General features: G+C 33.0%; 8 protein-coding genes. 6 read left to right on the top strand and 2 right to left on the bottom strand.

The features are described from left to right. Window positions 1–18 precede the first annotated feature (18 nt). Window positions 19–1,008: a D-alanine--D-alanine ligase gene (locus HXZ69_RS00780; RefSeq protein WP_115001541.1), complete on the top strand. Its 990-nt coding sequence runs from the start codon at window positions 19–21 to the stop codon at window positions 1,006–1,008. After that, window positions 996–1,457 (top strand): pantetheine-phosphate adenylyltransferase, encoded by a 462-nt coding sequence (coaD, locus tag HXZ69_RS00775; RefSeq protein WP_115001540.1) that lies wholly within the window; start codon window positions 996–998, stop codon window positions 1,455–1,457. The genes HXZ69_RS00780 and coaD overlap by 13 nt, the downstream gene beginning before the upstream one ends. A 63-nt stretch (window positions 1,458–1,520) precedes the next feature. Here coaD and rnhB read toward each other — a convergent pair whose 3' ends face one another. Next, window positions 1,521–2,117: a ribonuclease HII gene (rnhB, locus tag HXZ69_RS00770; protein WP_286494711.1), complete on the bottom strand. Its 597-nt coding sequence runs from the start codon at window positions 2,115–2,117 to the stop codon at window positions 1,521–1,523. 102 nt (window positions 2,118–2,219) lie between these two features. Here rnhB and HXZ69_RS00765 point away from each other — a divergent pair, with 102 nt between their 5' ends. The 3 genes from HXZ69_RS00765 (at window position 2,220) to HXZ69_RS00755 (ending at window position 8,503) form a co-directional block, all read left to right on the top strand. After that, a complete protein-coding gene (locus HXZ69_RS00765; RefSeq protein WP_286494710.1) occupies window positions 2,220–5,402 on the top strand; it encodes a SusC/RagA family TonB-linked outer membrane protein in 3,183 nt (1,060 codons plus the stop codon). Between the two features lie 15 nt (window positions 5,403–5,417). Next, a complete protein-coding gene (locus HXZ69_RS00760; protein ID WP_286494709.1) occupies window positions 5,418–7,016 on the top strand; it encodes a SusD/RagB family nutrient-binding outer membrane lipoprotein in 1,599 nt (532 codons plus the stop codon). Between the two features lie 95 nt (window positions 7,017–7,111). Then, window positions 7,112–8,503: a T9SS type B sorting domain-containing protein gene (locus HXZ69_RS00755; RefSeq protein WP_286494708.1), complete on the top strand. Its 1,392-nt coding sequence runs from the start codon at window positions 7,112–7,114 to the stop codon at window positions 8,501–8,503. 43 nt (window positions 8,504–8,546) lie between these two features. On the opposite strand, the gene guaB is transcribed toward HXZ69_RS00755, so the two are convergent. Then, window positions 8,547–10,007 carry an IMP dehydrogenase gene (gene guaB / locus HXZ69_RS00750; protein ID WP_286474114.1) on the bottom strand — a complete coding sequence of 487 codons (1,461 nt, stop codon included), beginning with the start codon at window positions 10,005–10,007 and terminating at the stop codon, window positions 8,547–8,549. A 251-nt stretch (window positions 10,008–10,258) separates the two neighbouring features. Here guaB and HXZ69_RS00745 point away from each other — a divergent pair, with 251 nt between their 5' ends. Then, window positions 10,259–13,843 (top strand): glycosyltransferase family 117 protein, encoded by a 3,585-nt coding sequence (locus HXZ69_RS00745; RefSeq protein WP_286494707.1) that lies wholly within the window; start codon window positions 10,259–10,261, stop codon window positions 13,841–13,843. The last annotated feature ends 14 nt before the right edge of the window (window positions 13,844–13,857 follow it).

Below are 13,857 nucleotides of genomic sequence, written 5' to 3'. Positions count from 1 at the left end.
ATAAATTTTAAATTAAACATGTTAAGAGTAGCAGTTGTAGCAGGTGGATATACGGATGAAAGCGTGATTTCGTTGAAAAGTTGCGAGTTAATTTACTCAAGTCTAAATCCAGAAAAGTACGACAGAACAAGGGTTCGAATCTTAAAAGAAGGTTGGTTTGCCGAAATTGAAGGCGAAAAATATCCAATCAATAAAGGTGATTTTTCATTTGAAAAAAATGGAGAAAAAATTACGTTTGATGTCGTTTTTAATACAATTCATGGTACGCCAGGCGAAGATGGTTATTTGCAAGCGTATTTTGAAATGATTGGTTTACCATACAATGGATGCCCTTTTTATCAATCTGCCTTAACATTTAATAAAAAAGATTGTATCGCAGTATTGAGTAAATATGGAATTCCACACGCGAAATCAATTTATCTTAATCAAGGAGATCAATATTCTGCAAAAGAAATTATCGATCAAGTTGGTTTACCTTGTTTTGTGAAACCAAATCGTTCAGGATCAAGTTTAGGAATTTCAAAAGTTCATAAAGAAGATGAATTTGAAGCTGCAATGCAAAAAGCTTTTCTTGAAGATAAAGAAGTTTTGATCGAATCTTTCTTAGATGGAACTGAGATATCGGTCGGAGTTTTAAATTACAAAGGAGAAACAATGGTGTTGGGAATTACAGAAATTGTTTCGCACACAGAATTTTTTGATTATGATGCAAAATATAATGGTTTGTCTGACGAAATTACACCAGCTCGTTTAACACCAGAAGTTGAAGCAAGAGTAAGAGAAATTGCGGCTAAAGCATATAAATGTATTAATATGTCTGGTTTTTCGCGTTCAGAATATATTATTGTAAACGGAGAGCCGCATTTTATTGAAATGAATACGTTGCCAGGTTTTTCTCCTGCAAGTATTTTTCCTCAGCAAGCTGCTCATGCAGGAATTGCTTTGGAAGATTTGATGGATAGTGAAATAGAATTTGCTTTAAATAGACCTTCAGCATGGATAGAATAGCCGTTTTTCCTGGATCTTTTGATCCAATTACTTTAGGGCATTTAGATATTATAGAGCGTGCAGTTCCTTTATTTGACAAGATTATTGTTGCAATTGGAACAAATTCATCGAAGAATTATATGTTCTCTTTGGAGCAAAGAATTAAGTTTATTGAAGATTCGGTTGCGAAATTCGAAAATGTAGAAGTAATGGCTTACAAAGGTCTGACTGTCGATTTTTGTGATGAAGTAAATGCACAATTTATTTTACGTGGACTTCGTAATCCAGCCGATTTCGAATTTGAGAAAGCGATTGCGCACACAAACCGAGCAATTACAAATCATAATATCGAAACAATCTTTTTATTGACATCTTCTGGGAAAGCTTACATCAGTTCAAGTATTGTTCGTGATGTCATGCGAAACGGGGGAAAATATGAGATATTAGTTCCAGATGTTGTGAGGATTTAGAATAACGTTATATAATATTATATATAAAACGAGAGCATTATATAATGCTCTCATTTTTATTTTTTATAAATCTAAGCTTAATTGATCTGGTAATAATTTAAATGTCATTCTATGATAAGGAGTAGCTCCATATTCTTTTATTGCTAAGCGATGAGCTTTTGTTGGATAACCTTTATTTTTTTTCCAATCGTACATTGGAAATTCTTCGTGGATTTTTTCCATATATTCATCACGATACGTTTTTGCTAAAATAGATGCTGCCGCAATATTCATATATTTTGAATCACCTTTTATAATACACTCGTGTGAGACATCATGATATTTATTAAAACGATTTCCATCAACAACAATCAAATCTTTCGGACAATCTAATTGATCTATTGCTCGATGCATAGCCAAAAAACTAGCGTTTAAGATATTTATTTCGTCAATTTCATTTGGCCAAACAATTCCAATTGCCCAATATTTAGCATTTTCTTCTATAAATGTTCTCAACGAATTTCTTTTCTTTTCAGATAATTGTTTTGAATCATTAATAATTTCATTTTCAAAATCATTTCCCAAAATAACGGCTGCTGCTACAACCGGACCACTTAAACATCCTCTTCCTGCTTCATCGCAACCTATTTCATATTCGTGATTTGATAAAACTTTGTACAATTTTTTATATTTTTAACAAAGTTATCAAAATTTAGCATAAAAAAGTTTTGTAAATGTTATAGAAATCTTAAGTTTATGAAAGTTTTAAAAATGTTTTAACAGATGAGGAGAAATTTAAAAAACTTGTTTGTATTAGGAGGTATTCTTTTAGGAACTTCATTATATGCGCAAGAAAAGACTGTTACAGGAACTGTAACAGACTCTGATGGACTTCCAGTAGCTGATGCTGTTGTAAAAACAACATCAGGAAAAGAAGCTTACACTGACGAAAATGGGGTGTTTAGTATTGAAGCTAAACAAGGAGATTTAGTAACAGTAGAAGCAATGGGATTACCAACTCAAACTTTTTCAGTTGGTGCTGGTTCAGAATATAAAGTAACTCTTAAAGCTTCTGATACAGTAGAGTTAGAAGGGGCTGTAGTAACCGCATTAGGTATTACACGTGAAAAAAAATCATTAGGATATGCTTCGCAAGAAGTTAAAGGAGATGTGATTTCTGCTGCAAGAGGGAGCAACCCTTTAAATTCCTTATCAGGAAATGTTGCAGGTTTGTCAATCTCTAACAACTCTGGTAACTTAGGAGGGTCTACTCGTATTGTTCTTAGAGGGTTACGTTCTATTACTGGAGAAAATAGACCATTGATAGTTATCGATGGTATACCAATGAGTAACAACAACGTTAATGGTTCTGGTGCTTCAAGTGGTAGTGGAGGTCGCGATTATGGAGATGGGGCTTTTGATATGAACCCTGATGATGTTGAATCAATCAACGTATTGAAAGGTGGTCCAGCATCTGCTTTATATGGGTCTCGTGGTGCTAATGGTGTAATTATGATTACGACTAAAAAAGGTAAAAAAGGTCGTGATGAAATAACTATTAACACGGGGGTTTCATTTGATCAAGTAGCAATTAGTCCTAAGCTTCAAAAATCTTATGGAGGTGGATCTAAGGATACGTTTAGTAAAATTACAGTAGATGGAAAACAATATAATATTGTAGAGTATCAAATGGATGAATCTTGGGGGCCAAAATATAATGGTCAAATGGTTCTTCATTGGAATGCATTTAATCCTGAAGATCCAACAAACTATATGGTTGCAAGGGAATGGAAAGCTCCAGCTCATGACGTAGATTCATTCTATAATACAGGTATTACTTATACTAATTCTGCTAGTTTTTCAAAATCTTATGAAAATACGAATGCAAAATTAGCAATATCTAACATTAATCAATCAGGTATTATTCCTAATTCATCATTAAAAAGAACAACTCTTAATTTAGGGATTGATAACAAATTTGGAGATAAATTTCAGGTTTCTGGAGATATGAATTATGTGAGAACAGATGGATTTAATCGTCCTGAGTTTGGATATGGAGATAATTCAGTTATTCAGAAGTTCTATCAATGGGGACAACGTTCGTTAGATTTTGCTGCTTTAAAAAATTATAAAAACAGTAAAGGAGAACAATTATCTTGGAACAGAACTGCTTGGAATAATGCCACACCATTATATTCTGATAACCCATATTGGATTATTAATGAGAATACTTCTGACGATAGACGTGATCGTTTTTATGGAAACGTAAAATTAAGATATGACATCTTACCAGGGTTGTATGCAACTGGAGCTGTTTATGGAGATCATTATAACTTACAAATTCAAGAAAGAGTTGCAGTAGGATCTCAAGCGACATCAGGATATAGTTTATATACTCGTCAATTTACAGAGATGAACTACGAAGGGCGTTTAAACTATGAAAAGAAATGGACTGATTTTAGTGTGAATGCTTTCGCAGGGGTTAATAGACGTCATGAGACAAGATCTAATGTAAATGCAGCTACTTCAGGAGGATTAGTTGTTCCAAATTTATATTCGTTGTCTAACTCAATGGCATCACCAACTGTATCTAATTATAGATCTAAGAAAAGAGTAAATTCTGTATTTGCAGGTGCTTCTTTTGGATTCTATGATGTATTCTATTTAGATGTAACAGCTCGTAATGACTGGTCATCTACTTTACCAGAAGCAAATAACTCGTATTTTTATCCTTCAGTATCTGGAGCGTTTGTTTTCTCAAACTTGATTAAACAAGATTGGTTAACATTTGGTAAAATTCGTGGAGGTTGGTCTCGTGTAGCAAATGATACAGATCCTTTCAATTTAATTGATACATATGCTAATTCTACGTTTACAGGAACTACAAATTTAGGAGATCCTTATTATTTATTACCATTAGCTAAAGCAAATAAAAATTTGAAACCTGAGATGGTAGATTCTTGGGAGGTTGGTTTAGAAATGCAATTCTTTAAAAATCGTTTCGGATTTGATGTTACTTATTATCAACAAAAAACAAACGACTTAATTGTACAAAATACAACTCCTGCTGAAACTGGGTTTACTGCTAAATGGTATAATGCTGGGGTAATGGAAAATAAAGGTATTGAAGCAATGGTGAAGATTACACCAATCCAAACTGAAGAATTTTCTTGGGATTTTGCATGGAACTTTGCAAAAAATGATAACAAAATTGTAGAATTATACGGAGACTTACAATCTATTACATTAGCTCAAGCACCATTTAAAGCTGGGGTTTATGCAATGTTAGGTTCTAAATATGGTCAAATCCGTGGAACTGACTTTATTTATGATGATCAAGGTAATAAAGTAGTTGGGGCTAACGGATTGTATTTATCTTCTGGCGTTAAGAATTTAGGTTCTGTTTTACCTGACTATAACATGGGATTCCGTAACACATTTACTTACAAAGGTGTTTCTTTATCTGCGTTAGTAGATGTGCAAAAAGGAGGTAAATACTTTGCTTTAACAAATATGTGGGGTATGTACTCAGGTATGTTAGAAGAAACAGCAGCAAATGGAGTGCGTGAAAACGGTGTAATTTCTCAGGGTGTTACTGGTTCAGTAAAATCAAATGGAGATGGAACTTATACAGTAACAAATACAGCAGAAAATACAAAAGTTGTTGATGCATCTTCATATTTTGGAAATTATTATTCAGGACCAACATCTCAAAACGTATTTGATTCTGATTACATCAAATTAAGAGAGGTTACTTTATCATATACTTTCCCTAAAAAATGGGCTGGACCATTTTCTAATGTAGTTGTATCTGCATTTGGAAGAAATCTAGCTACATGGGGGTTAGATAATAAGAATTTTGATCCAGAAGTTGCTACAGGAGGTTCAGGAAATGTACAAGGATTAGAAGGAGGGTCTTTACCTTCAACAAGATCTTTTGGTATGAATCTTAAATTACAATTTTAATTTAGAAAAAGAGTTATGAAAAAGAATATCGGAAAATATTTATTAATGGCTACTTTATTAGGTTCTACTGCAATGTTCACTTCTTGTGATAATGGATTAGCAGAGCTTAATGAAAATCCGAATAGCCCTGAAATTGTACCTACATATACTATTTTTAATGGAGCTACAAGATATTTAATGTCAACAGCAAGAGATGGTTGGTGGTCTGCACGTATGTCAATGCCTTGGATGCAGTATACAGCACAAATTAACTATACTGAAGAAGATAAGTATCAATATCGTGATACTCAAACTTCAGGAGGTTGGAATGCTTTATATAGATCAGCATCTAACTTTAAAGATATTATTGATAAATGTACAAATCCAGAGACTGCAGCTCAAATGGGACAGTATGGTGATTTAGATAATCAAATTGCTATCTCAAGAATAATGTTAGCATATACATTTGATCAATTAGTGTCAAGTTTTGGTGATGTACCATATTGGTCTCACGGGAATAAAAATGCAGATTTCCAAGCTTTACAAATTGATGATTACGCTGCACCTAAATATGTTTCTCAACAAGTTATTTATGAAGATTTGTTAAAAGAATTAAAAGAGGCATCAGAGCAATTGGATGTGAATGCGTCTGGTTTTTCTAGTGGGGATAATATCTATGGAGGAGATGTTGCTAAATGGAAAAAATTTGCAAACTCTTTGCGTTTAAGAATTGCTAACCGTGTAAAAGCTAAATTGCCTTCAGCAAACGCTCATATCACAGATGCAATTGCAAAAGGAGTATTTACATCGAATGATGATAATGCAGCTCAAAACTTTGGTAGTTCTGCTGCAGAAGGATCTCCATTTTGGGCAACTTTCTTTACAGGAAGTATGCGTACAGATTTTGCGACGAATAAACAGTTTATTAACTTGTTAAAAGGTCAATCAACAAAAAACTTTGGAGTGGATCCTCGTTTACAAGTTTATGCAGCACCTATTGGTCTTAAAAAGTCTCAAGTATATCCAGCATCATATTCTGATACTGATGATCTAACAAAATATCAAGGTATGCCTTATGGTCTTCCAGATACAATGTTATCACTAAATAATGAAACAGCTAAACTTTCATTTACTTCTAAGTATGTAATGACGCCTACTTTTGCTGAAGTATTAATGGAATATGCTGAAGTAGAGTTTATCTTATCAGAAATTAATGGATGGGATGCAACTCATTATAAAGCAGGTGTACAAGCCTCTATGGATAAATGGGGTGTTGATGCAACTAAAGCTACAGCTTATGTAAATGCATTACCAGCTGCAAATCAAGAAAACGTTATTACGCAGAAATATATTGCATTATACATGCAAGGAGCTGAAGCTTGGAATGAATACCGTAGAACAGGTTATCCAAATGGAGGAATTTTATTATTACCAGGTCAAACAGCAAAAGATAATAATGGAGCTACTTATACATTTACTCCATTAATGTCAGGTAATGTTGTTGCTAAAGACTTGCCAGCACGTGTACGTTATCCAATTACACAACCATCGTTAAATGGAGCGAATTATAAAGATGCTTCATCTAAATTAAGCAATGGTGATGAAATTGATTCTAAATTATTTTTTGCTAAATAATAGTATCAAATATCCTCAATAGTTATTAAGCCACTTCGAAAGAAGTGGCTTTTTTGTTATTATATTTTTGTAGATTTATGATAAGTAAAAAAAATATGAATCATATCACTTATTATATTGTTTTTCTATCTAGTTTACTGAGTATTGTCGTTGCACAACCAATCGTGTATAAAGTAGAAATAAATAAGTGTTTGGATTATAATTTCAATGATGACTTATTTTTAGAAAACCCTGCATATTTAGATGAAATACAAGAGGAGTTTTATTTGCAAAATTCTACTTTAGATCCTACGAAATTTACTCATGATGGAAGTGTTTATAAAAATGCTAATGCTACAACAAGCTATATTTATGATAGAATAAATAGATCTTATATAGTGGATGATGGGGAAAAGAATAAAAAAATATTTTTTTTAAAATTTATAGAAAACACACTACATAATCCTAAACAAGTGTTTGTGGTTGAAGTTACCTATTTTAGGACAAGAACTCCTCCAAATCTTACTGGAGAAATACTTTATGGCTGCCTAGACGATTCAAATAAAGAGAAATATGATTTAAGTAAAGTTTCCTTAATCAATGCTTTTATTAATGTTCCGCCTGATGAACGAACTTTAGTATTTAGCTTGTATAGAAGCTATAATGATATGATTTTGAATCAAAATATGATTCCCGAAGTAGAGTGGAAAGATTATAGTATAAATTCTAATGATGAGCATAAAGTTTATTTAAGGATATCTTTTAAAGATACCACTAAAAGATGTATATCAGAGTCTGTAATTAATTTACAACTGAAGGATTACTCAACTCAAATGGATAAAACTGAATTTGAGTTTTGTGGAACTCCTTTTGTGGTTAATGGTCCAGATAATCAATCTAATTACGAATGGTATTTTAATGGAGATTTAAAATCAACTAAAAAAGAAGTGAAAGTTGATGCCTTGGGAGAGTGGATTGTCTATTTTGATAATGATTTGGGTTGTAAATCAAGTGTCAAAATTAATGTGATTCCAGAGAAAGAAAGATCGCGTATAGAAAAAGTAACTGCAACTTCTAATAGTATTACGATAATTCCTTTTCCAAATGCTAATATTGATAGTTATTCTTTAGATGGCATTACTTTTCAGAATAGTGGTACATTTTTCAATCAAACAGCAGATTTAATTAGTATTTGGTATAAAACTAAATTAGGTTGTGTTTTTGGACCTATACCTTTTGATATTGCAAACGGCTTCAATTTTTTATCACCAAATGGTGATGGAATTAATGACACTTGGAGTTTGAGAAATAAAGATTTTTATAAAAATGCTAAAATTCAGATTTTTGATAGATATGGTAAAATAGTTGCGAATGGAATCGTAAATGATATTTTGCCTTGGAACGGTAAACATAATAATTTTGTATTGCCAACAGGGACTTATTGGTTTATAATAAAAGATGATAAAGAGACACTTAAAACAGGATATATCGTTTTAAAAACAAAATAGCAAGCCAATTGGCTTGCTATTTTGTTTAATATATTGATAATTCTTAATTCGAATAATTAGGAGCCTCTTTTGTAATGACAACATCATGTGGGTGAGATTCGTGTAAACCAGCACCTGTAATTTTAACGAATTTACCGTTTTCAATTAAATCTTGAATTGTTGGAGTTCCGCAGTAACCCATTCCAGCACGTAATCCACCGCATAATTGGTAAACAACTTCTGCAATAGAACCTTTGTGAGGAACACGACCTTCAATTCCTTCTGGAACTAATTTTTTCGCATCAGCTTGGAAATAACGATCTTTAGAACCGCGTTTCATTGCAGCTAAAGAACCCATTCCTTGATATGCTTTGAATTTACGACCTTGGAAAATAATTTCTTCTCCTGGCGCTTCATCTGTTCCTGCAAATAAACTTCCTAACATCACCAAGTTTGCCCCAGCAGCAACCGCTTTTACAATATCACCTGATAATTTGATTCCACCATCTCCAATAATCGAAACATTTCTTGTTTTTGCATAAGAATGTACATCATGAATAGCAGAAAGTTGAGGTACACCAACACCAGCTACAACACGAGTTGTACAGATAGAACCAGGTCCAACACCAACTTTTAAAGCATTTGCTCCAGCATCAATCAAAGCTTTTGCTGCTTCAGCAGTTACAATATTTCCACCCACGATATCTAATTCAGGGAAAGCATTTCTAACTTCAGCAACTTTACTAATAACTCCAGCAGAATGTCCGTGAGCTGAATCTAACGCTACGATATCAACACCTTTGTTTACTAAAGCTTGAACGCGTTCTAATGTATCAGCACCAACTCCAACTCCTGCACCAACACGTAAACGACCTTTTGTATCTTTACATGCATTAGGGAATTCAGTTAAATTGTCAATATCTTTTATCGTAATTAATCCGATTAATTTATTGTTTTCGTCAACGATTGGTAATTTTTCGATGCGGTAACGAGAAAGAATTTCTTTTGCTTTCTTAAGGTCAGTATCAATATCAGAAGTTACGATATTTTCTTTTGTCATCACGTCTTCTACCAATTGGTCGAAGTTTTCTTGGTAACGAATATCACGATTTGTAATAATTCCAACCAATGTTCTATCTTCTTCAACAACTGGTAAACCAGAGATTTTGTATTTCTCCATTAAGTTTACTGCATCTTGCAACTTGTGATGACGAGATAAAGTAATTGGATCAGAAATCATTCCGTTTTCTGAACGTTTTACCATATCAATTTCATTCGCTTGTTCTTCGATCGACATATTTTTGTGAACGAAAGATAAACCTCCTTCACGAGCTAATGCAATCGCTAATCTTGCTTCGGATACAGTATCCATCGCAGCAGAAACTATCGGAATGTTAAGGGTGATATTGTCTGTGAATCTTGTTTGTAGAGATACTTGGTTCGGTAATATCTCTGAGTAGGCAGGCACTAATAACACATCGTCAAAAGTGAAGCCCGTTTGTAGAATTTTGTCTGTTAAAGGCATTGCTTTTTGCATTGCAAATTTAGATGAAAAAAGTTTAGAATCAAAACTATTTGAGAAAATGTATCTTTATTTTGAAGGATTTGATGTTTTGTTAATATGTAAATGAATCGATTAGAAACTTTAAAATTAATTTTAAAATATTCGATAAATCTATATTGTTTAGATGAGATTGTAATCAGAATTTAATCATTTCAATCCTAAGCTATATCAATTTTTTATCTTATTTTCGCAAGACAGTTTATTAAAACAAAATGGATATAAATTTCAAAAAGTGGAACAACATCTTGGGTGTTGCGATGTTCTTGATAGCGACAATATTGTATTTGGCATCGATGGAACGTTACCTGAGTTTGTGGGATTGTGGTGAGTACATTGTATCATCAGCAAAATTGGGAATTACGCATGCACCAGGAGCAGCTTTGTTCCAAATAATGGGAGCAGTTTGGTCTGGTTTAGCTTTTGGTGACGGAAGCAAATACGCCATATTAATCAACAGTACATCTGCCTTGTATAGTGCAGGAACAATTATGTTTTTGTTTTGGACAATTACATATTTTGCTCGAAAAATGTTTGGAAAAACGCAAGATCCAATGAATGTCGATGCGATTGAACTAAATGCTTCTCAAAAAATTATAACATTAGGAAGTGGATTAGTTGGAGCTGCAATTTTTATGTTTAGCGACACATTCTGGTTTTCTGCGGTAGAAGGAGAAGTTTATGCAATGGCATCTTTCTTCACAGCGTTATTATTTTGGCTGATTACAAGATGGGATCAAGTCGCTGATACACCTAGAGGAAACAAATGGTTGGTAATTATTTCGTTGGTGATTGGTTTATCGGTTGGTGTTCACTTAATGGCAATGTTAGCAATTCCAGCAGTTTGTTTTGTATACTATGCTCGAAAATATAGATTTACAATCAAAAGTTTTTTAATCGCAAATGTTATTACATTGATTATTTTAGCTTTTGTATTCAAAATAATTTTCCCAGTTGTGATGACATTCTTTGGAAGAACAGAGATTTATGTAGTAAATAATTTGGGAATGCCTTTTAATTCAGGAACAATTATTGCCGCTATCATTTTAATTGCAGTTTTCTATTTTGCGATTAAATTAACTCAGAAATATGGTTCAGCATTATTGAATACAATTTCGTGGTGTGTGATTTTTATGTTGATTGGTTTCTCATGTTGGTTAGTTATTCCGATTCGTGCAAACGCAAATCCTCACATGAATTTGAATGATCCTGATACAGCTTTGGGTGTTTTAGATTATTTTAATCGTGAACAATATGGTTCTTGGCCTGTGATGTACGGACCAGTTTTTACGGCTCATATTGCAAGTGACGGAATTAAGCGTGATACTAATGGAGCGCCAGAAAGTACAGTTCGTAGTTCTGAATATATCAAGGATAAACGTACAGGAAAATATTTGAAAGTTTCGGATCGTTTAGATTATACATATGAAGATAAATATGTGAAGTTTTTCCCTAAAATGTTCAGTCCAGACCCAGGTGTGATGGAGAATTATGCGGCAGTTTATGCTTTTCCAAAATTCTCTTTGAATGCACAATATGCGGGTGATAAAGAAGCGCAACAAATGTACGCGCAATTGGTTGAGAAACGTCAAAACAGACAATTAAAAGTTGCAGAACTTAAGAAATATGGTGAGATTTTAGATATCGAACCACCTACATTTGGTGAACAATTTAATTACTTTATTGATTACCAAATCAACTATATGTTTATCCGTTACTTTATGTGGAATTTCTCTGGTCGCCAAAACGATTTAGAAGGTAATTTCGAGATTACAAAAGGTAATTGGATTTCAGGAATTCCATTTATTGATAATCCACGTTTAGGAGATCAATCAAAATTACCAGATGAATATAGAAATGATGGAACAAATGTATATTTCATGTTACCATTATTCTTAGGTTTAATCGGGTTATTTACACAATTAAACAGAAATTTTGTTAACTGGTGGTCATTGTTGTCATTGTTTATTTTAACAAGTGTCGGAATCATCTTTTACACATCTGTAAAACCTTTCGAGCCTCGTGAACGTGATTATGCATTGGTAAGTTGTTTTTATGCATTTGCGATTTGGGCAGGATTGGGTGTACAAGGAGTTTATTTATTACTTCAGAAATTGATGAAGCAAGAATTGAAACCATCTTTAGCAATTGGAACGACAGTTATTTTAGCTGGTATTCCAATTTTAATGGGAGCTCAAAACTGGGATGATCACGATCGTTCAGAGCGTTCTGTAGCTTATTCTTTAGCTTACAATTATCTGAATCCGCTCGATAAAAACGCTATTCTTTTTGTCTATGGAGACAATGATACTTATCCACTTTGGGGATTACAAGAAACCGAAAATTTCCGTGATGATGTAAAAATTGCGAATTTAACGTTGGCTGCTTCTCCATGGAATTTAGAACAATTGTTACGTAGAACGTACAATGCAGCTCCACTTCCAAGTGATTTGAAACCGAAAGATTATCAATCTGGAACTAACGATCAAATTTTTGTTGTTGGAGGTTCTATTAAAAATATTTTTGATCAATTGAATAGTTTCATCAAACCAGGATCTAATCAAACATTAGAAACGTTAAGTCAAATGCCAATTGAACAAGTTGCTCAATATTTATCTGATCCTGAAATTGATCCAAATCAAGTGATGTCAGTTTATAAAAGTTTAAAACCTTTGCAAAAATATATCACAACAGATAGTATGACTGCTAAAGAAGCAATGGATTTTATTTTAGATAATAAATCACCAGAGAAACAAGCTTTAGCAGATTATTTTGGTTATCCAATTGGTGGAGCAAATTATTTACCTGTTTCTAAAATTGTTGTTCCTGTAAATAAAGCAAACGCGCTAAAATATGGAATTGTAAGTGCAAAAGATGCAGATAAAATGGTTGATTCAATCACAATTAATATCAAAGCGTCAAGTTTATTCAAAAACAATTTGTTGTTGTTGTCAATGATGGCGAAATACAATTGGGATCGTCCTATTTACTTTAGTGGAGGAGGAATTTCTGACCCTGAAAACACATTCTACATGAATGATTATTTATTGAATGCTGGAATGAGTTATAAATTAGTTCCTATTTATACGCCTTTTGGTAAAGGAGGAATTATTGGAGCTTCTGATAATGACATGTTGTTAAGAACATTCAATTCGTATAAATGGTCTGGATACAATAATCCTGATGCTTCATTTAGTTTGACAGAGCGTAACTACACATCTTCATATAGAAATACTGCGGTACGTTTAGCAGATGATTTATTGAATGCAGGACGCAAAAAAGAAGCAATTGCAGTTTTAGATAAAGTAATGTTAGAAATTCCTGCTTTAGCGAAATACGATATTGGTTATGGAGTAAGTAGAATTGCTGGAATTTATTTGAAAGCTGGAGAGGATAAAAAAGCACAAGAATTGTTTGCGCATGTTCGTAAAGAAGCTAATGCAAAAATTGCTTTTTTCGAGTCGTTACCTTCAGGAAAAGGATATTCAATTGGTTCAGATTTAGCAGCAGCTAAAAATGATTTGATGATGTCAATCTACAACGAAGCTTCTGCATTAGGAGAAAGAGGTGATAAAGACAAAGCATTGAAAGTTTTTGAATCTGCTTATAATCCTGTTTTAAAGAAATTCGAAACCTTATATAAAGAAGTAGTGGCAGATGGAAAAGTTGACGCAGCTGATCAAGCAAAAATCATGAATCAGTTTAATTATTTAGACGAAATGATTGGTGTAGCTGCAGAAATTGATACCAATTATGCGAAACAACAACAGAATATTTTATACAAAATGGTCGGACAATAAGTCAAATCAATAAA

It is taken from the genome of Empedobacter sp. R132-2, from assembly GCF_030324375.1.
Lineage (GTDB): Bacteria > Bacteroidota > Bacteroidia > Flavobacteriales > Weeksellaceae > Empedobacter > Empedobacter falsenii_B.
This window is presented reverse-complemented; position numbering and strand designations above follow the sequence as displayed.

What these genes read in the sequence shown, in the direction of transcription:
- HXZ69_RS00780 (WP_115001541.1), top strand. Translation starts at nt 19, where the DNA reads ATGTTAAGAGTAGCAGTTGTAGCAGGTGGATATACGGATGAAAGCGTG.
- coaD (WP_115001540.1), top strand. Translation starts at nt 996, where the DNA reads ATGGATAGAATAGCCGTTTTTCCTGGATCTTTTGATCCAATTACTTTA.
- HXZ69_RS00765 (WP_286494710.1), top strand. Translation starts at nt 2,220, where the DNA reads ATGAGGAGAAATTTAAAAAACTTGTTTGTATTAGGAGGTATTCTTTTA.
- HXZ69_RS00760 (WP_286494709.1), top strand. Translation starts at nt 5,418, where the DNA reads ATGAAAAAGAATATCGGAAAATATTTATTAATGGCTACTTTATTAGGT.
- HXZ69_RS00755 (WP_286494708.1), top strand. Translation starts at nt 7,112, where the DNA reads ATGAATCATATCACTTATTATATTGTTTTTCTATCTAGTTTACTGAGT.
- guaB (WP_286474114.1), bottom strand. Translation starts at nt 10,007, where the DNA reads ATGCCTTTAACAGACAAAATTCTACAAACGGGCTTCACTTTTGACGAT.
- HXZ69_RS00745 (WP_286494707.1), top strand. Translation starts at nt 10,259, where the DNA reads ATGGATATAAATTTCAAAAAGTGGAACAACATCTTGGGTGTTGCGATG.